The organism is Pedobacter sp. MC2016-15 (assembly GCF_026239695.1).
Lineage (GTDB): Bacteria > Bacteroidota > Bacteroidia > Sphingobacteriales > Sphingobacteriaceae > Pedobacter.
On record NZ_JAPIVS010000004.1, the window covers coordinates 329,053 to 349,262 of the forward strand.

Annotated in this window: 17 protein-coding genes and 1 riboswitch; of the genes, 10 read left to right on the forward strand and 7 right to left on the reverse strand. The window is 42.2% G+C overall.

What is annotated here, in order from left to right:
- Window positions 1–88: 88 nt before the first annotated feature.
- Complete coding sequence (locus tag OQY15_RS14120) at window positions 89–1,123, reverse strand: Fic family protein (protein ID WP_265792426.1); 1,035 nt, start codon at window positions 1,121–1,123, stop codon at window positions 89–91.
- A 362-nt stretch (window positions 1,124–1,485) separates the two neighbouring features.
- On the opposite strand from OQY15_RS14120, the gene OQY15_RS14125 reads away from it, so the two are divergent.
- Window positions 1,486–2,052 (forward strand): Crp/Fnr family transcriptional regulator, encoded by a 567-nt coding sequence (locus OQY15_RS14125; protein WP_265792427.1) that lies wholly within the window; start codon window positions 1,486–1,488, stop codon window positions 2,050–2,052.
- Between the two features lie 41 nt (window positions 2,053–2,093).
- Here the strand turns inward: OQY15_RS14125 and OQY15_RS14130 are convergent, their stop codons facing one another.
- The 4 genes from OQY15_RS14130 to OQY15_RS14145 form a co-directional block, all read right to left on the reverse strand.
- A complete protein-coding gene (locus OQY15_RS14130; protein ID WP_265792428.1) occupies window positions 2,094–2,762 on the reverse strand; it encodes a type 1 glutamine amidotransferase domain-containing protein in 669 nt (222 codons plus the stop codon).
- A gap of 12 nt (window positions 2,763–2,774) precedes the next feature.
- Window positions 2,775–3,065: a putative quinol monooxygenase gene (locus OQY15_RS14135; protein WP_265792429.1), complete on the reverse strand. Its 291-nt coding sequence runs from the start codon at window positions 3,063–3,065 to the stop codon at window positions 2,775–2,777.
- Window positions 3,066–3,207: 142 nt separating this feature from the next.
- Complete coding sequence (locus OQY15_RS14140) at window positions 3,208–3,729, reverse strand: YdeI/OmpD-associated family protein (RefSeq protein ID WP_265792430.1); 522 nt, start codon at window positions 3,727–3,729, stop codon at window positions 3,208–3,210.
- Between the two features lie 308 nt (window positions 3,730–4,037).
- Window positions 4,038–4,436 carry a DUF1761 domain-containing protein gene (locus OQY15_RS14145; protein ID WP_265792431.1) on the reverse strand — a complete coding sequence of 133 codons (399 nt, stop codon included), beginning with the start codon at window positions 4,434–4,436 and terminating at the stop codon, window positions 4,038–4,040.
- Between the two features lie 306 nt (window positions 4,437–4,742).
- A riboswitch (SAM riboswitch) is annotated at window positions 4,743–4,844 on the forward strand.
- A gap of 262 nt (window positions 4,845–5,106) precedes the next feature.
- Here OQY15_RS14145 and OQY15_RS14150 point away from each other — a divergent pair.
- From OQY15_RS14150 to OQY15_RS14170, 5 genes are read left to right on the forward strand one after another with little or no spacing between them, the layout of a single operon-like run.
- A complete protein-coding gene (locus OQY15_RS14150; protein ID WP_265792432.1) occupies window positions 5,107–8,277 on the forward strand; it encodes a SusC/RagA family TonB-linked outer membrane protein in 3,171 nt (1,056 codons plus the stop codon).
- An 18-nt stretch (window positions 8,278–8,295) separates the two neighbouring features.
- A complete protein-coding gene (locus tag OQY15_RS14155) occupies window positions 8,296–9,756 on the forward strand; it encodes a RagB/SusD family nutrient uptake outer membrane protein (RefSeq protein WP_265792434.1) in 1,461 nt (486 codons plus the stop codon).
- Between the two features lie 18 nt (window positions 9,757–9,774).
- Complete coding sequence (locus OQY15_RS14160; RefSeq protein ID WP_265792435.1) at window positions 9,775–10,761, forward strand: TlpA disulfide reductase family protein; 987 nt, start codon at window positions 9,775–9,777, stop codon at window positions 10,759–10,761.
- 7 nt (window positions 10,762–10,768) lie between these two features.
- A complete protein-coding gene (locus OQY15_RS14165) occupies window positions 10,769–12,016 on the forward strand; it encodes a M14 family metallopeptidase (protein ID WP_265792436.1) in 1,248 nt (415 codons plus the stop codon).
- Window positions 12,017–12,025: 9 nt separating this feature from the next.
- Complete coding sequence (locus tag OQY15_RS14170) at window positions 12,026–14,194, forward strand: S9 family peptidase (protein WP_265792437.1); 2,169 nt, start codon at window positions 12,026–12,028, stop codon at window positions 14,192–14,194.
- Here OQY15_RS14170 and OQY15_RS14175 read toward each other — a convergent pair.
- Window positions 14,191–14,826 carry an NAD(P)H-dependent oxidoreductase gene (locus tag OQY15_RS14175; RefSeq protein WP_265792438.1) on the reverse strand — a complete coding sequence of 212 codons (636 nt, stop codon included), beginning with the start codon at window positions 14,824–14,826 and terminating at the stop codon, window positions 14,191–14,193. The two genes, OQY15_RS14170 and OQY15_RS14175, sit on opposite strands and share 4 nt — an antisense overlap.
- Window positions 14,827–14,921: 95 nt before the next feature.
- Here OQY15_RS14175 and OQY15_RS14180 point away from each other — a divergent pair, with 95 nt between their 5' ends.
- Together OQY15_RS14180 and OQY15_RS14185 are read left to right on the forward strand one after the other, a co-directional pair.
- On the forward strand, window positions 14,922–15,818 hold the full coding sequence (locus OQY15_RS14180; RefSeq protein WP_265792439.1) for a LysR family transcriptional regulator: 897 nt from the start codon (window positions 14,922–14,924) through the stop codon (window positions 15,816–15,818).
- A gap of 67 nt (window positions 15,819–15,885) precedes the next feature.
- On the forward strand, window positions 15,886–16,806 hold the full coding sequence (locus OQY15_RS14185; RefSeq protein ID WP_265792440.1) for a ketopantoate reductase C-terminal domain-containing protein: 921 nt from the start codon (window positions 15,886–15,888) through the stop codon (window positions 16,804–16,806).
- Window positions 16,807–16,823: 17 nt separating this feature from the next.
- On the opposite strand, the gene OQY15_RS14190 is transcribed toward OQY15_RS14185, so the two are convergent.
- Window positions 16,824–18,476: a DUF4932 domain-containing protein gene (locus OQY15_RS14190; protein ID WP_265792441.1), complete on the reverse strand. Its 1,653-nt coding sequence runs from the start codon at window positions 18,474–18,476 to the stop codon at window positions 16,824–16,826.
- Between the two features lie 168 nt (window positions 18,477–18,644).
- Between OQY15_RS14190 and OQY15_RS14195 the strand changes: the two genes are divergently transcribed.
- Both OQY15_RS14195 and OQY15_RS14200 read left to right on the forward strand, forming a co-directional pair.
- Window positions 18,645–19,271, forward strand: coding sequence for a hypothetical protein (locus OQY15_RS14195; protein WP_265792442.1), 627 nt, complete (start codon window positions 18,645–18,647; stop codon window positions 19,269–19,271).
- A gap of 160 nt (window positions 19,272–19,431) precedes the next feature.
- Window positions 19,432–20,127 (forward strand): hypothetical protein, encoded by a 696-nt coding sequence (locus OQY15_RS14200; RefSeq protein WP_265792443.1) that lies wholly within the window; start codon window positions 19,432–19,434, stop codon window positions 20,125–20,127.
- Window positions 20,128–20,210 lie beyond the last annotated feature (83 nt).

The window sequence follows — 20,210 nt, forward strand, 5'->3', positions numbered from 1 at the left end:
GATCTGATTTGCTGTAAATATACTATAGTTCTAGGCCATCCAGGTTTCAGCGATACCTAGGTGTTTTATTGAATCCGGAACTGTAAATTTAAAAATAAGTTTTTACTGCAAATTGGAACTGCTCAATAAAGATTCTTTTAAAAATGCTGATATTGTTTTGCTCATAAAATATTAACATTGCCTTTTTATATTCTACTGAATCAACGGTTCTGAAAGATATTGGGCAATATCGATTAGCAACCAAAATCGCATTACTAACGATCCGGGCGGTTCTCTTGTTCCCATCATTGAAAGCCTGTATGTAAGATAACAATACGAGGGCTAGCAGTGCCTTTTCAAAAACATTTTCCTTGTTATTAATCAAATTACACATGTTTTCAAGCGCTTCTCTTATTTGATGTTCATTATCCAGCGGTTTATAATTCGTACCAGTAACGCCCACACGTCTTTGTCTGATGTTTCGTTCTACTGCAAGGTCTTTAGTTAACAGACTGTGGATATCCTCGATCCGGGTTAATGACAAGGGAACAACATAGTCAGGGTTTTCCAAAATAAAATTGATAGCCTCCTTGTGATTTAATAGCATAGTAGCATCATCTTTCGGTTTACCAGACGCTGTTTCTTTTTCCTTTAAAAGACGTTCGGTCTCAAGTAAGGAATAGGTGTTTCCTTCAATCTGTGATGATTTCCAACTTAAGTCAATTGCCAGCCTTTCCATTTCCTTACTGTAAGCGCTGGGAGACATATGTGAGACATTGGTGTCGAATTCTTGTTGTAGGTTGTTCAAGAAGTCTTTCTCTTCATCTGTGAATAAACTTACTTCCTGAAGGATTTCATTCATTAAAGAGAAATTGAAGACCTCTATAATTTCGCGATCATCGATTTCTTTTTCAAAGTAAAGATCTATGTTGATTGAGCTGAATAGCCTGCTTGCGGGACTCACCACATATCTTGTTGCTCGCGTCTGACCTTCAGCCAAAATTTGGCCGCGTTGTACTAGGGCCGCCAACCTCCTCTTCATGGTCGCATAAGAACCTTCATTTAGGCTCTCATATATTTGAACAGAAGAACTTGATGGATTCCGTTCTACATAATCAACTATATCGTTGTCTGAATATTTCATTTATGGATCATGTTAAGTTAATTTACAGATCAAATTTAATGTAAAATGAGCTGTAAGTGATGTAATATTGATCTGTAAATTGTTGTCAAATCAAAATTTACTGACTCTTTTCAAATATAAATAATTTCTTTAATGTTTAAATAAGTCATTATGATTAAATATATATTCGAGTTTAAGATTAAACGTAATTTTATGTTAACTAGTGCATCTGTTTTATATCACCTATAAAAACTTGGACGAAGAATACAATTCACTTCAGAATGAGCAAAAAGTTTGGGATTACTACATGGAGATAGTCAATAAGTATTTGTAAGTATGCCCAACACAAATTTTATATCTTAGGGCTTTAATACTTTCATCACATGAGTCCTCAGGATATATTAAAGCAGCATCTGGCCAAAACCGTTACTCTGACAGATGAAGAGTTTGATTATTTCTTTTCTCATTTTAAACCCCAATCTTATAAAAAAGGACAAACTATTATCAGTGTGGGTGATAAAGTGGATAGTGAATATTTTGTACTGAATGGCTGCCTGAAAACTTTCTATGTAAATGATGATCAGAAGATGTTTATCCTTCAGTTTGCCATGTCTACCTGGTGGGCTTCTGACTATAATGCAATATACGGTGGGGTAGACGCCACTGTTAACCTCGACTGCATTACAGATTCAGAAGTGCTATGTCTTTCCAGTGAGGATAGAGAAAGGCTTTGCTCTGAAATTTATGCATTGGAGTATTTTTTCCGCTGGCGCTCCAACAGAGGGTACGTAGCCTCTCAGAAAAGGCTCTTGTCGTTTATGAATAATGATGCCAAATATCGTTATGAAGAACTGCTGAAAATGTATCCCTTGCTGTACAATGTAGTTCCCAAACATCTGATCGCAGCCTATCTTGGCGTATCGCGGGAGACGTTGAGTCGCCTGTACTAAGAAGTAATGCCCCAATAGCATCTATCAGGGCATTCCATTTTTTAGTCTTCTAAAAACTTGATCATTTTTTCAGCAACTCCTTTTGCTGAAGCCGGATTTTGACCGGTTATCAGATTGCCGTCAATGATACTGTGAGCTGACCACGGTTCTGCTTCATGGAATTTAGCGCCTTGGTTTGTCAATGCACTTTGCAGAAGGAATGGTACGTCAGCAGCAGCGTAGTTATTCTCCTCCTCATTAGTAAATGAAGTAATGTTTTTGCCCTCTAACAGGAAGGTACCATCACTCAGTTTTACATTGAGCAGCGAAACCGGACCGTGACATACTGCGCCAACGGCATCCTGACGTTCGTAAGCTTCTTTAATCACTTTTTTAAGCAATTCATTTTCCGGCATATCCACCATGGGTGCCAATCCGCCGGGAATAAAAATCCCGTCATATGCACTAACATCCACATCAGCCAATTTCTTTGCTTTTTGCATGTCCGCCCAGCCTTTTCCGGTTAAGAAGGATAAGTTTTGAGGGTCGTCTGCCAGATTTAAAGCATCCAGATAGGGCGTGTCTCCTGTTAAACTGGCAAAATCAATCTGGTAATTTGCCGCCTCAAATTCTGCATAAGGGTGTGCTACTTCAGGTAAAAAAATCCCTGTTCTTCTGTTGTTCGGACCAATAGCATTGGCATTGGAAACGATGATCAAAATATTTCTCATGATATTGAATTTTTAAATTAATTGTTTTACAAAGGTTACTTCGCGTACTTCAAGATGTGGAATGATTTTTCCGGCCACTATGGTTTGATAGTGAACTGAATTTTTGTGGGCATCCAGCGCTTCCTCGTCCGCATAGCGCTCGTGTAGGATGAGTTCGTTAGCGTCTGTTTCTGATTGATAGATCGCATAATAAAGGTTTCCTTTTTCTTTCTTTGTTTCTGCTGCCAGCTCTGACAGTAAACTAAGGACGCCTGCTGTTTCTGTTTCTTTGATTTTCCATTTTACAATAAGTTCTTTTTGCATAATGTTGGCTATTAAGTGAATGATTCCTGATTGATTACATCACAAAGTTGCCATGAAACAGAGAGAATTGACCGTGACCTACATCACATTTGAAATAGGCTGGTGATTATGTGAGGTACATCACATTTAGAATACAGATCACCTAGCGTCTGATTGCTGATGGTACGCCCTGCAGGGCAGCAGCACTTACGATTTCAATGATCCGCTTTTTGCGGGTTTTATCAGTCTTGCTAAATTTGAGCCATTGCAGGATTGATTTTTTAACAGATTTACTCAAGTTAGAATAATACTCCAGAGTGCCGGATTGCTGCTCAAATGCCAACTTCAGGTCTGCAGGGAGAACAAGAGCATCGATGTCGTCCAGGAAATTCCATGAACCGTTTTCTTTACCAATGTTGATAGCAGTTAAGCCTGCAGGCATCATCTGCTGTGTTTCGATCAGATTTGCAACTTTTGCTTTATTGATCTCTGACCATGTACTTAAAGCTTTGCGCTTACAAAAGAATTGGATAAACTTTTCATCATCAAGAGGTTTTCGCCTGCTATCTACCCAGCCAAAACACAGCGCCTCATCCACTGCGGCACTCCAGGTAAAGTTGTGTTTGTCAGATTTCTTCTTATAGAATTTCAGCCATACATTAGCTGAGGAGAGATGATTCTTCATCAACCACGCTCTCCATTCTGCCTGACTAGCCGGTGAAATTATTTCTGTATCATGCATCGTTATCAAGACTTGTTTTTTATCGTCAGTTTTATATATTTGTTATACATCCTATAAACGCTTTAATCTCAACCTTTATGAACTCAATTCTTGCAGCCCTTGGTACACCAGAAATAATGATAGTAGCAATGTTCCTGGCTATTCCGGTATTACTTTATTTTGTCTTTAAAGGTATTCTTATCATCATAGCGAAGATAAAAGAATAGATCAATGGCTTCCCTCAGCGAAAGCTTCGGGAAAGCCTTGATGATTTAAGCCTTCATCAGTACAAGCACCACACAAACAATAGTAATCCCCGTCAGGTGGTATGTGCCGCTGATGATTCCGTAAAGTATTGGATTCGGAATATTAGGGTTGATCGCAATATTAACCGTATTGGCGACGAGATAACCTATACCTACAATCATTGCAAACTCGATCGCGCTACTGATCGTAGAGATATCCAGCGCGTAGATCAAAACCGATGTGGCAATGGTAATGACAAATGAACACAACGCAGGACCTACAATAAAAATGGGAGCTGGTTTCTCCGGCAATTGCCCGACTTTACCCAACGACTGGGCATAGGCTTTTTTAAACAACAAGGTAAACCACAGGCCTCCTAAAAAGAAATACAGTAAAAATGCAATCAGGACACTTGTCCAATTCATTGTTGAGAGATAATTGATCATCATAATTGTTTTTGATTTGAATTCAAAGATCAATACAACGTGTGACAACAGTTTGTCACAGCTCCCGAAGATATATCATTCGTACAAAATATCATGACATCTATATATCAGTACATATCTATATAAAGATATTATTATTGAACTCAACTGACCTGATTTTCAATCTTTTCGTCTCTCTAAAAATCCATTAGTCTCAATTTTACAGGATCAGTCAAAAAAAATACTAGATAAATTTTAAAGTCTACTAAATTTGTATACATTTGTAGCAGCAGATCATATCTGTGTTACTTATCCAGAAAGACTGAGGGAATGGGCCCTGTGATGTCTTAGCAACCTGTTGCCAAATAAGGTGCTAAATCCTTCCTCTTAAATGAGGATAGATAAGAGAGATTTCCTTGGAAAAATCTGAATAAGTTTCAAACCATTTTTTAAAACTTATCAATAATTACAATGAAACGCGATCAGCAAAAATCTATTTTAATGTGCTCTTACTCTCCATCATGTCAGCCAAATTGTAATCCTCACTATTGTTCTGATATGTCGATGCGAATGCGCTAGGCACTCGCCAACCTACTAATTTTCTCAACCTTAAATCACGGCCTTAACCAGGCGATGGAATTCTTATGTCCAATTTTTACACTCAATTATTATGAAAAAAAACTTACTGAGTCTTATTTTACTACTTGTAGTTTTTTCTGCAAGACTGTTCGCACAGGACAGGCAACTTAGCGGAACCGTGAGGGATGCTGAAACAGGCGGCCCTATTCCAGGCGTAATTATCAAGGCAAACCAAAGCGGCAGATCGGTCTTGAGCAAAACAAACGGTCAGTTCTCGATCACCGTGACTGCTGATGACAAGGCGGTAACCTTCAGTTATGTAGGATACACCAGCATCACGAAAACACCAGGGTCATCATTCAGCGAGATCAAACTATCTGCCTCCAATACCAACCTCAAAGATGTTGTGGTTGTGGGTTATGGCACCCAGGCGAAAAAAGAATTTACTGGTTCTGCAGCAAGGATCACAGCCGAAGCGGTAAAGGACATTCCTGTTCAGAGTTTTGAGCAGGCGCTGATAGGAAAGGCGCCGGGTGTACAGATATCTACGCCTAGTGGTGTACTTAATGATGCGCCGGTGATCCGCATCCGCGGAATAAACTCTATTTCACTCAGTTCTTCTCCTCTGGTTGTGGTGGATGGTATCCCTGTGAATACGGGAGATATCTCTACTACCAACTCTGTAGCTAATAATCCATTATCTGACATCAACCCCTCTGATATTGAATCGATAGATGTACTGAAAGATGCGGCCTCAACTTCTATCTATGGCTCTCGTGCTGCCGGTGGTGTAATTTTGGTAACTACAAAAAAGGGAAAACAGGGCAGGGCAAAGGTTTCCTATGACGCATGGGTGGGCATAACCAATGCTTCGAGATTGCCGGAGCTGCTGAACAGTGAGCAATATGTGCAGATCAAAAACGAAGCTGTACTGAACAGCAAAATCCTGAGCGGAAATGAAAATAACGCGAATGTGGCTTCAGCGCTTTTTTTTCCCTCACAAAATGCTGACGGCTCGAATGTGGATACACGGTGGTACGACCAGGTTTATCGCACCGGGGTATCCCATAACCATAATATCAGCGTTGGCGGTGGAAATGAAACTACAAAGTATTATTTCTCTTCCAACTACTCCAAACAGCAGGGGATTACGCAGGACAATACATTCGAAAGAAAGGGGCTGCGCTTTAACATTGATCACCAGGTAAACCGCTGGTTTAAGCTGACAGGTAACTTCTCGTATAACAATACGGACAACAGAGCGCAAAATACGGGTTCACTGAGCAGCAGTGGTTTGTTGCTGATTGGTGCGGGGCGACTGGCTTTCTCTCTGCCACCGAACGTTTCTCCCTACAATGCAGATGGTTCGTATAACCTGAGTGCCACCGGAACGTTAGGCGCCGGAAATAACTTGTTTACCAATACCTTATGGCATCCGGGAGCATTGTTTGATAACAGTACCTACAAAACTTCTAATGATCATATCGTAGGGAATGTTCATGCATCTATTAAACTGCTGGATGGGTTAACCTTTGAAAGTAACTATGGTCTCGACCGCCTGAGATCTGAAAATATTACCTACCTGAGTCCTCTGCTTGGCTCCTCGGGCTTTTCTGCCGGCGGTTCTGCAACCAATATCGCTGCGCTCAGAAATAACTACAACTTTACCAACACCCTCAACTATGACAAGAGGTTTGGAGAGAAACACCACATCGCCGCATTAGCTGGATATGATGTTCAGAAATTTAATTACACCGCCTGGGGCGCCAACCAGACAGGGACTTCTGATCCTTTCTTTGAAAACTACCAGGGTACATGGGCAACCATCCGCTCATCTGGCAACAGCATATCAGAAAAACTTTACCTTTCTTCATTCTTCAGGTTATCGTATGATTATGCGGGCAAGTATTTCTTAACTGCAAACTTCAGAAAAGACGGGAACTCTGCTCTTGGTGGTGATAACAAGTACGGTAACTTTGGCGGTGTATCTGCCGGATGGTTGCTGAGTGAAGAATCTTTTTATAAAAACACGGCCTTGAGCGCTGTGGTAAATTCCCTGAAACTTAAAGGGAGCTGGGGTAAAGTGGGTAACGGAAATCTTTCATCGGCCTACGCCTCTCTTAACCTGTATGCGGCATCAATCTATGGATCTGCAGCAACATGGGCACTGTCGCAGGCAGGAAATCCGAGCCTCGGATGGGAGACGAGTAAACAAACAAACGGAGGTATAGAAGCGGGTTTATTTCATGACAGGTTGCAATTCTCTGCCGAATACTTCAACAATGATGTCAATGGTTTGATTCTGAGCAGTCCGCAGTCGCCTTCAAAAGGTTTACCGGGCGATGCCATCCTGACCAACGTGGGTGCCATGTACAACAGGGGTATTGAGCTGGGCCTATCGGGTACAGTTCTGACTGGCAAAGATTTTAACTGGAGAGCTTCATTTAACTATACACACGTAAAAAACAGGGTTACAGCACTGGCAGAAGGCAACAGCGACATTATCGGTTATACGCAGACGACTACAGAAGCGAACAATGTGACGCGTGTAGGCTACTCTGTAAGCAGTTTGTATGGTGCGGTAAGTGCGGGTGTTAACCCTGAAAACGGGCGTCGTATCTTTATCAATAAAAACGGTGAAAAAGTACAATACAGCGCTGCGGTACCAACAGGACAAAGCAACTGGACATACCTGGACGGCCGCACCGCTGAAGCGATTACCGTGGCTGATTATCAGATCTTAAGTAATTCTGTACCAACATGGTATGGTGGTTTCTCCAACAGTTTCCAGTACAAAGCTTTTGACCTTACCGTAAACCTGACATATTCTGGAGGAAACAAGATGTTAAACGGTACCAGGGGTACACTGCTGGATCAGCGTTTTTACAACAACTCAACTGATGTTCTTGACAGATGGACTACCCCGGGTCAGGTGACCAATATCCCGAGACTGGTTTATAATGATGTGATCTCCAATGGTTCCAATGGATTTTCTATCTCTGAGAATGCGCAGAAAGCAGACTTCCTGAGGTTACAAACGCTGGTACTTGGGTATTCTTTGCCAAAGAAATTCCTGAATAAACTCGATATCTCAGGTTTGAGGATCTATGGCCAGGCAAATAACCTGTTTTTGCTAACGGGCTATACGGGATCTGATCCTGAGACTGCCTCTAACGGCGATACAACAACGTCTATCGGTGTAGAGAAAAACTCTATTGGTCAGGGCAGGACTTTCACACTGGGTCTTAATCTAAGTTTTTAATCGAAATCTTAAATCATCATGAACAAATACTACGGAATCATCATCAAATATAAATTCATTCTTCTTTTGTCGGCAACTGCACTGATCAGTTCCTGCGAGAAAAATGACGATCTGACTATTGCACCAGAAACCACGATCTCTGACGAGGATATCTTTAAATCACCGGCAAGGATTGAAGGTGTGGCAAACGGGATATACAAAGCGCTGAAAGGGGCAAGTCTCTATGGCGGCAGGTTTTTGCTGTACCAGGATGTGAGAGGGGAAGATTTCCTGAACATCACTGCCAATACTTATACCGGATATGACGGATGGAATAACGCTTACAGTTCTGGTTCTAACGATATCAACAACTTGTGGTCGGCAGCCTATACTACGATCAACAGGGCCAATACACTGATCGCTGGTTTGGCCGCCAACCCTGGCGTGGTAACTAATGCGAAAGCCGCTCAGTATGTTGGGGAAGCAAAATTTCTGAGAGCACTGGCTTACTATGATCTGGTGATCAGTTTTGGACAACCTTATAACAAGGATGCCGGGGCCTCTAAAGGTGTACCCCTGCGTTTGAAGGCAGAGGCAGGTCCGGAAAACAACGATCTTGCTAGAAGCTCTGTAGCCGAAATATACGCACAGGTGCTCAAAGACCTGGATGAAGCTGAAGCTGCCTTGCCACAAAATTATACCAGCAACGACCTGAATACAACCAGGGCACATACGAGTGCCGCCATTGCGCTGAAAACAAGGGTTTACCTCTCCATGAACAACTACGCCAAAGTTGCTGAAGAAGCGGAGAAACTGGCGCCACAAACAACAGCGCCGTTCAGTACCACCGCAACGGCGGTGAAACATGCCCTGCAACCTTCTATAGCTACGATCTTCTCATCCGACTACGCTACGGCAGAATCTATTTTCAGTATTCCGATGAGCACACTGGATTCTTATACGGGTCAGTCGTCCATTGCTTATATCTACAATACCAACCTGGAATACTACCTGAACCCGGCAGGAATACTTGGAGATGCCCAATGGGGAACTGCTGACGCACGCCGGACAGCACTGACGAGAACTGTTTCAGGAAAGCAATATTTCAGAAAATATGCAAAGCCATCTCCCTTTCTTGACTACATTCCTGTCATCCGTTATGCAGAGGTACTGCTCAATTATGCTGAAGCTGCCGCAAGAACAGGTAATCTGGTGCTGGCCACCAACTTGCTTAAAGCTGTTCACCAGCGTTCTGATGCTGCTTACGTTTTTCCTGCAGCGGCAACTGCTACACAGCAAGCCCTGGTAGAAACAATATGGAAGGAGCGCAGAATTGAACTGCTGGGCGAAGGGCTTCGCGCCGGGGACCTGCTGAGAAACCTGCAGGCCTTGCCGGCCAAAGGCGATGGGAACCTGCAAACGCCGGCCGTAGCAACAACGGCGGCCAACTATGTTTTTCCGGCACCAAATACAGAATTAGCTACCAATAAACTTTACTAACCCATAAATCGAAAACACATGAAAAAATCAATTATAATCGCTGCCTTCTCGCTGAGTGTATTCAGTGCTGGCGCACAGCAGAAGAGCAAACTGAACCTTGAAGGCGCAGTTGCTGACACCGTTGTCAATAAGGTTTATCTGCAGAAATTTCATAATAAAATGTTCAGCACTGTAGACTCGGCAGTAGTAACCAATGGAAAATTTAAATTCAGCTCTGCTGTGGTGCTTCCGGAATTATACGGACTAAGTGTTGATACGACCCGCATCCCGCTGTATGTTTTCCTGGATCAGGGAAAGATCTCTGTGAACCTGAGTCCTGTAAAAGGATATAGCCGTTCAGCAGTGAAGGGATCTGCTCCGCAGGATCTTTTTGAAACTTACAAGAACACGCGCGATCTGGAAATCAGCAAATTTATTACAGACCATCCGGCATCAATTGTATCCGCATATGTGCTGTACCGCAACTGGTCGTACAGGTTAAGTCCTGAGGATATCACAAAAAACATTGGCCTGCTAGACAAGAGCCTCGCGAATAACACTTATGTCCTGGAGCTTAAAAAGCTGGTTGAAGTTTTGGACGGACTGGCTGTAGGGAAAAAAGCACCGGACTTCTCCGGAACAGACCCTTCGGGGAAAACAATCAAATTCTCAGATAATCTTAAAGGATACACACTGCTGGATTTCTGGGCTTCATGGTGCGGACCTTGTCGTAAGGAGAATCCGAATGTTGTTGCGGCCTACCAGAAATACAAGGATAAAGGTTTCAGCGTCTTTGGTGTTTCACTGGATAAAAATAAGGAAAGCTGGGTGCAGGGAATCAATGACGACCACCTGAACTGGCCACAGGTTTCTGAACTGGTGTACTGGAAAAGTGAGATCGCTAAATTGTACGGGGTAAGGGCAATTCCGGGCAACTACCTGATAGATTCCAAGGGAGTAATTGTAGCACGGAACCTTCGCGGAGAGCAGCTTCAGGAAAAGCTAAAGGAATTGCTGGATAAATAGAATGAAAATGATAAATATAAAAACGATTTATATTGCCGCTCTTCTGCTGGGGAATGTTGCTGTGGCTCAGAATAAAACAGGGTTCAAAGGTCAGGGGCCAATTCGTGGTGTATCTACGGTCAGCCGACCGGTATTGCGTCAATGGAAAGGCATCTTCTTACAAAAGGGAGATGACGTTTATTTCAGCAATGACTTTGAGGGTGGAAGACTGAATGGTATGCTGAAAGTAAATGATACACTCTACACAGCGCTGATCAGTCCGGAAAATGTACCCATAAATGGCAGTCCATGGTATGCCTTTAAGGTCTGGGCGGCCAAAGAAAAGAATATTACTATTAGTTTAACATATCTGCAGGGGAGGCACCGTTACCCTGCTAAAATCAGCAGGGACGGATTGAGTTGGTCATCTCTGGAAACTGCGGGGGCAAAAAAGTACTTTGAACTTGATTCTGTACCGCAAAACTATGAGTTTAAACTTAAGGTAGGTAAAGATACCACCTGGGTGGCTGCGCAGGAGCTTTTTACGAGTAAGCATGTTTCCGGATGGGTTGCTGAACTGAACCATCAGCCAAATACTACTGCATTGCAGATTGGCACCAGTACACTGGGAAAACCGCTGACAGTACTGAAAATAGGAAACCCAGCGAGTAAAAAGCGCATCCTCATTTATGGCAGGCAACATCCACCGGAGGTGACAGGGCATTATGCGATGACAGCCTTTGTACAGACGCTGATTTCTGATGCTAAATTGTCTAAGAAGTTTCTGAAGGAATACCTGGTATATATAGTTCCGCTAATGAATCCAGATGGTGTTGATGAAGGAAACTGGAGACATAATACCGGTGGTGTAGACTTAAATCGCGACTGGGATGCGTTCAACCAACCAGAGTCGTCGGCAGTAAGGGATTTTCTGAAGAAGGAGATTAGTGATCAGGGAAACAAGCTGGTCTTTGCAATCGACTTCCATTCTACCTATGATGATATTTACTACCGTGTAGATCCAAAATTGAAGAGCGACAATCCGGACCTGATCTCCAGCTGGCTCCGCAAAACCCAGGAACAAATCCCGGGATATGTGCCCAACGTAAAATCACTGTACAGCGGTGGACCTACTTATACTGCTTTTAGTTATCTCTTTAAACAGTATGGTGCCGAGTCGCTTGTTTATGAAATTGGCGATAAAACTCCGCGAGACTTTATCAAACATAAAGGAGAAGTATCAGCTAATCTATTAATGGATCTTCTGCTCAAATAAAATTATAAAATGAAAATATTCGTATTCTTAGTTGCCTCTACTCTTCTTTCTTCACAGCTTCAGGCACAGGTGCAAAAAGAAGGAATTGCGGTGACTGATCTTCTGCTGATCAAAAGGGCAGGAAATGTTCAGATTTCTCCTTCCGGTTCTACAGTTCTTTTTTCTGTGAACAGCATTGTTCCGTCCGAGAAAGATAAAAACGATTTTACGTATAAGAACCAGTTCTGGAAGCTGGATCTCAGAGCAGGGGCAAAGGCTGTTCCATTTGTTGAAGGTAAGGAGGCAGTCTCACAGCCAGCCTACAGTCCTGATGGCAAACGAATTGCGTTCCTGAGAAACGTAAAGGGGAAACAGCAGATCTTTCTGTTACAGGTGGCTGACGGCAAGATACAGCAGATCAGCAATTTTAAATATGGTGCAGGCAGTCTTTCCTGGAGCCCGAATGGTCGCAGGATTCTGTTTACTTCTTCGATTTCTCTACAGGAATACGTGGCAGATGCCAGTCTTAACCCTGAGCATAAGGTACCAGCCTGGAATGATGAGAAACCTGGATTCTCTGCTAACGAAGATCTGAAAATCACTAAGGCCAAAAGCAATGCAAACGGCAGCATTGAGGAGATCAGGGCTTACCTGAGCGCGAATGAATCCGACAAGAAGGCTAAAGTTCTTACCCGTGTACAGTTCCAAAACGAGACAACTACGACAAGCGAATTGCGTTTTACACATGTGTTTATCATGGATGCAGATTCTGCTGCCGTACCAAAAGCGATAACAAGGGGCTTTTATTCTTTTAGTAACCCGAAGTTCCTGAGTAATGATAAACTGGTGCTGACCAGCAAACTGGATTCATTGCATCATCCTGATAATGCACTGGAAGACCAGATTTACACCGTTAATGCTGATGGCAGCGGACTTACAAAGTTGCTGGGAGAAGAAGGTAAATCTTTTAGTGTTGCCGCAGTATCGGAAAGCGGTAAGTGGCTTGCTTACCAAACATCGGTTCCGGGAACGGTAAATGTGCCGCAACTCTTTGTGAAAAAAATAGCTGACGCAAATGCTCAGGCTATCAAAATTTTACTGGACCGCTCAAAGAGTGATGTATTGTTTGCAGAAAATGAGAAGTCGGTATACTTTACTGCTTCCAGTAATGGCGGATCGCCGCTTTACAATGCTTTGTTATCAAATGGTAAGGTGACGCAATTGAGTTCTGAGGATGATGGTCTTTCGGATTTTGATATTTCTGGTAACCGGATTATCTATGTGAAAACCTCGGTAAGTAATCCTTCAGAAGTGTACAGCTCGGACCTTGCACTGAAAGCTCCAAAGGTGCTCACAGCACTCAACTCTGGCTGGCTAGCCAACAAACAACTGAGTATACCTCAAAAATACACTTTTGTTAATGATAAGGGACTGGAAGTAGAGTATTGGGTGATGAAGCCAATTAATTTTGATGCTACAAAGAAATATCCATTGCTACTGGAAATGCATGGTGGTCCCGCTTCGATGTGGGGTCCGGGAGATCAGTCGATGTGGCATGAGTTCCAGTATTTTTGTGCGCAGGGAATTGCTGTGGTATATGGCAACCCAAGGGGATCTAATGGTTATGGCGATGCTTTCCTCAAGGCTAATCTGAATGACTGGGGACCAGGTCCTGCAAGTGATGTACTGACTACTGTAGACCGGACGGTTGCCCTGGGTTGGGCAGATCCGAAGAAACTATTGATCAGTGGTGGTTCTTATGCAGGCTACCTCACGGCCTGGATTATTAGTCATGACAACAGGTTTCTGGCGGCGAGCAGCCAGCGGGGAGTGTATAATTTTGCGACCTTCTTTGGCGAAGCCAATGTCTGGCGCATGGTACCGCGGTATTTTGGCGGTTACCCATGGGATCCGGCGGTGAGGAAGGTACTTGAAGCTCAATCGCCGGTAAACTTTGTACAGCGCGTCAATACGCCGCTGCTGATGTTTCATGGTGAGAATGATGGCAGAACAGGAACGGTACAAAGTGATATGTTTTATAAAAGCCTGAAGGTGTTGGGTAAACCCGTTGAATATGTCAGACATCCGGGTGCCAGCCATGAGCTGGTGAGATCAGGGGATAACAGGCAGAGGATAGACCAGATGCTGAGGATCTATGAATTCTTTGATCGTTATCTGAACACAACTCAACAGCATTAAATGCTGTTGAGTACTTGTTCCTCTTCTTCAGTCAGATGGAATACCTTCTCCAGGTGTGAGCGGTAGCGCTGCAGGTCTTTTTCGATATCTGCATTTTTCTCCACATCGTGGAAATGGAGGCTTTCCAGCTGTTCGATACCGGCAAAGGCATTCATGCGGTGGAAACCGAACAGCGGTCCTTCATCCACGTTGGTTTCATTAAAGAACTCACCTGGTAAGGTAAAAGCCGTAGCAGGTGCGTTCCATGAAGTGGTTACGATATATTTTCGTCCGTGCATCATGCCACCTGTACCATAGTTGATTTCCGGGTTTTCCGCTTTACGTCCGTCACTGTTATATATCCCCTTGCGGTGTCCGGCAGTGAAAACCTCATCGATATACTTTTTGAAACCATGTGGTAACTGAAACCACCAGATTGGGGTATGGTAGATGATCGTATCTGCCCAAACAAAGTTTTTTACTTCTTCTTCGGGGTCATATGCATCATTGATATCTGTAGAGCGGATTTCAAATCCTTCCTTATCTGCAAAAAACTGCTGTGTCGCTTCGTAGATCGTCCTGTTAAACCTTCCGCCGGAATGACCGAATACCTGACCACCGTTGATAACAAATATTTTTTTAGATTCTTTCATTTCTTTTCTTCTTGATAGGACAAAGTTACTGGGCTAAGTGTTATAATTAAAATAGTATAAGTTATACCTTTGTATCATTATAATTATAATAAGATATGGTCAACTTAGAATGGTTCAGAAGCTTTAAAGCTATCTATGAACGCGGTAGCCTTACTGCTGCTGCAGAGGCATTGTATGTCTCACAACCTGGCATCAGTCTGCACCTCAACTCTTTGGAAGCATATGTGGGGTACAAGCTTTTTGATCGTACTTCGAGGAAAATGGTGCCTACAGAGCGTGGAAAGGTCTTGTATAACTTTACGCTGGAGGCAATCGTTAAACTGGAAGAGGCAGAGCATCATTTTCATCGCAGTACGGAGAAGGAGCGGCCTACAATCAGCATCGGCATGTGCTTTGAAACCTTTCAGTTTACACTGGAGTCTTACCTGCCCAGCTTTGATTTCAATGTGATCATTAAATTTGGCGATTATCCCGAGATGCTGGCCGATCTGGACGCAGGTATTCTGGACCTGATCATTACGCCTCAGAAAGGTGATTATCCCGCAATACAGTATGAGGCTTTCTCAAAGGAAAGAATAGTGGTAGTAGGCGGAGCGCGGACGGATACTTCCGAACTTATGGGAATACTGGACGATGCCAAAAGGCCCCAGATTCAGCAGTGGTTAAAGAAGCAGCTTTGGTATGGTACTACGGGCGATATGGAGCATCTACGGCGCTTCTGGCATTTGAACTTCGGCAAGCGTCCCGATTTTAAACCCAACTATATTGTTCCCAATATCAGCTCCATCGTGAGGTGCCTCAGCAGCGGGGAAGGTCTTGCGGTGATACCCGACTTCCTAGCGATGAAAGAATTGGAGAACGGTAGCCTGAACCTGATCTGGGATGGCTTTAAACATATCGAGAACACGATTTATTTCGGTACCAGAAAAAAGACAATTTATGATGCGGAGATTGCGCAGATCAAAGAGGTTTTTCTGAAGGAAATGGCGTAACAAATGTATTTGAAAGCCCCACATTAGGGGATATCAGAATCTTAACAAGACCAATAGCTTTGCTTAGATGAAGGATATATATATTATTGGTAACGGAGTAATTGCGAAAGCTTTAGCTGTAGCGCTCACTTTAAATGGAAAGAAGGTAACCATCATTAGAGGAAGTGTGGATCAGCAACCGGTCAGCACTGAAAGTATAGAGGTAGAAACTGAAAATGGTGTGTTGCAGGCAGAGCTGAAGATCAGCACATTGAATCATCATGACAGCCTCGATGGAATTATTCTGCTCGCTACCAAGTCTTTTGGAAATGAGGCCTTGGCGGAGAAACTCAGGTTTAAAACTAATGAGTCGCCAATCGTATTCCTGCAGAATGGATTGGATGTAGAAAAACCTTTTCTTGAGTATGGCTTTGAGAATCTGTACAGGTGTGTTTTATTTACCACAAGCCAGTCGTTAACAGGCAACAGGGTGCGGTTTAAACCTGTTGCAGCATCTCCGGTTGGTACGATATCTGGTTCATCATCAATGCTAGAGTATATTATTGAAGAAATAAATACATCGATATTTGGCTTCCGGGCAGAGGAAGATATCCGGACTGTGATCTGGAAAAAGGTGATCAGTAATTGTGTCTTCAATTCTATATGTCCTCTGTTAGAAATTGATAATGGTGTATTTTACAGGGATTCTTCAGCCATGGCTCTTGCTACAGAGGTGGTGAAGGAGTGTCTTGTGGTAGCAAAGGGGATAGGTGTGAACTTAGGTTTGGACGAAATGCTGGAAAATATCCTGCTGTTGAGTAAAATGTCTGACGGACAACTCATTTCTACTTATCAGGATATACTAAATAATCGTGAAACAGAGATTGAAACTTTGAACTTTGCAGTTGCTGCGGCATCCAAAAATGCCAGCCTGCCCAGCACGCTTCTATTAGGTAAGTTGGTTAAGATGAAAGCTGATTTACATTTTGAGGCTGCAAAGGAGAGTTAGCCTGACACAAGCATCATCTATTTTGCGAACCAGATATCATTCTGACGAATAAAGGTTCCCTGCTTTAGCGTGACTTTGTTATTAAAAATGTGATAATTTCCGGCACCATTCGGGATCTGATTAAAATCGATGACATCGGCCGGATTTTGTCCGGTGTAAATAGCCATCACTTTTTCTGTGTTTAAAGGGTTAACCCAAGCCATTAGTATTCCATAGCCAGTGCCTTGGTATATGTTCTCTGCTATTACTTTTTTATCCTCTATCAACAATGGTATCTGTCTGATATATTTTTGCAAGAATTTATTACCATGTGGTGTACCCCAGACCGAAAGATTATAGTTAGTTAGGTTCATTTTCAAAGCCGTAGTATCCATTACTACTTTGCCATCTTTCAATGCTGGCACCATATTTTTGAATCTATTTATAAAGTCCTTCAGTTTTCGGTCTGCTTCTTTGTCTGTTTCATCACTTGAAAGAACAAACAAGATATCTTTTTGACCATAGATATCGTCAATTATTGGTATGGAGCTGATTTTAGGCTTTCTGATGATATCAGTTTCTGCCATCCAGGGGTCTATATCACTCTGCTTTACCTGTTTGAAAGCAGTGATGATTTCTGGGATAAAACTCTCCAATGTAGGATACTTACGACGGTTTTTCTCGTAGTATTTCAGTGCATCCAGCAATGGGTGGAGATAAATCCACTGCATTCCGTATTGGCGTCGTACATAGTTTAAGTCGGCAGCGTTCTCACCGAACTTAAGTGCGGCCATGCGGCATGCGATAGCTTCAGTGAGATGTTCTTTGACCACTGATTGCCAGGAATGATAGCCCTGAGCTTTCATCGGTTCCTTTATGGGGTGCCACATCCACTCAAACTGATCAAATTGTGATTGATGTTTTTCAACAGCAGGATTCGCAAAGGAGTGCGCAAACTCATGCCATAGCAGGCGGTAGAGTGCTGAAACATCAAAGGTGGGTACTCGTATGGCAGTTTTTTCGGGCGCGATTACGGCATATAACCCAGCACCATCTTTCTTAAAAATCCGTGGCCCAAAGTTACCCCAGCCCAGGAAGTTGAGGATAACATTGAACCGGATATTTTTTCCGCCGCTGCTTCCGCAATAATTCAGCAAACGATCTTTTTCATTGAAATTGGGTAAATTGTAGGTAAGAGTTGACAAAGCGATGCGGAAAAAATCTGCATGGCTGTTAAAGAATTGGACATAGTTGGATTTCTTTGCAAAATCTTTCATGAGTAGACGCAGTGAATCCAGGCCAGGGTCCTTAGCCTCTGCAACAGGAATATCTTTGCGCCATTCCAGATCTTCAGTCATATGTAGCATTGTCCAGATAGGCGCATCAATAGAATTGAAGAGCTTTCCATACAGGCTGTTTCGCTTCAGGTAGGCAAACAGGGGATGATTTTTATATGGAGCAAGCTTAATCAGAATGTCCTGCTTATAATCCAGTTCGATAAAATTTACCAGTGGTAAACCGCTGAGAACTTCTACCGTATGAAAGAATTCTATGCGTGGATCGACACTGAAATTTACACCTTTAACCTCGACCTGGTAAGACTGAAAGGTTGTTGGCGTTTGGGAAAAACCTGCTAATGCCGACAAGGATAAACATAAAATTAATGATAAGAGGGATAAGGTTGATCTCATAGGATTCTTTAGATTAAACTTGCAGGAGGCTTAGCTAAATAGGCAACTTTTTTTTGCTATAGTTGCACGAATGAATGTTTTTCTAAGGTTAAATATAGAAATAGCGACCGGAAATTGTTCTTTCGTGTAACTTTATGCATTGAGTAGCATCTTAAGAATATAATTGCAATGAAAGAACTTATACCTTTTCAAAATATCAATGAAGCGATGAACCATTTAGATAATGGTGGTCACTTCTTTAACCTTTTCACGAAAGCCGGAGACGGAGAAATCAACGCTGCGGAACTGGCTAAAGTTGCTGGTATGACCAATGAAAAGCAACATCTTATATTATTCTTAGAGCTATCAATTTCAAAGTTGGCGAAAATAGATCAGGTAGAGATCATATCCAGCCTGGATGATAAGTTGAGGAGAGGGTTTCTGAAATATAAGGCCCATGAACTCATGGTGCATGAGGTTGATCATTTAGGTGTACTTGGAGGAAATGTAATTCTTACAGGAATTCCCACTGTAAAAGAAAGTAAATCAGAATTTAATGGCTTCATACTGATCCCTATATTCACTGGTAAAGTAACGATGTTCGTTCCCGAACCTGTCATGGACAGATATGATCTGTACGAGATCAGCAATGATCATAACGAGGAAGTATTCTTGATTGCCCATGATCGTGGTAAACTAAAATTGCCAGCCGAAAAAATAAAAGTCGCAGGTGTGGTAAAAGAAATCGAAACAAAGGTTAACGGCATCAAAGGCATGCAGAAATTCCTGGAGATCAATTACTTTTCATTACTGTAATTTAACATAGATAAATTCACATTTACTTTCTTGTCAATACTTTATCGAAAAGATATTCTCTTCATGCTATTGTTATAACTGTAATTTTAAATCTATTTTATTTATTGTGTTTTAAATCGCTGTTTTTCTTTAAATTTGACTACAAATGGGAAAATAAAATATGAAACAAGTAAATTTTTTAGGTCTCTTTTTATGCCTGCTGATGCTCTCTGCTTGTAAAAAAGGAACAAACGAGGATCCCCGCACTGCAAAACTGCTTACAGATTCAGTATCTTATACCGTAAATGGGAAAAAGTACGTGTCAAATAATATCGAAAAGGGCACAACTCTCAATACACAATCTAATACTAAAATTACCTCGGATGAATATCATAGCTATCTGATAAAAGGTGATGAGGATTCCCTTTTATTTGTGAGAGATTTTGCAATAAAAGCAGACCAATCATTTATCATCCTTTCTTTTATAAAAGTATATAACAAGGATATAACAGAATTTGCAAGTGAGAATAATGGAGGCTGGCTGCAGTACCCTAAAAACCGGATTGACATCTTTGCTCCGGGAATGTATAAATATGCAACTGATTATTGGAGAAACAATTCCATATCAGGAATTGCAGTCAGGATTATTAATGACAAGGGCGACTACAAGTCCTATACCCAATGGGATTTAACTAAACCAGCTTCAGTTATCTCGGCAGACCAGAGGGATTCCAAATTTGAAATCATCAGTATTACCAAAAGGGAAAAGGATTACTTATTGGAAGCTAAATTCAACTTGACTGTTTTTAATGACAATAAACAATCGCAAAAAATTGAAAACGGATACTTACGCTTTAGTGTACTTAAAGTCCTGTAAGCACATTTTTTTCTTTCCATCATACGCCAGGTAACCACCAATTCGAAAAAACAGATACGATCTTAACGGTGATATATAAGCTG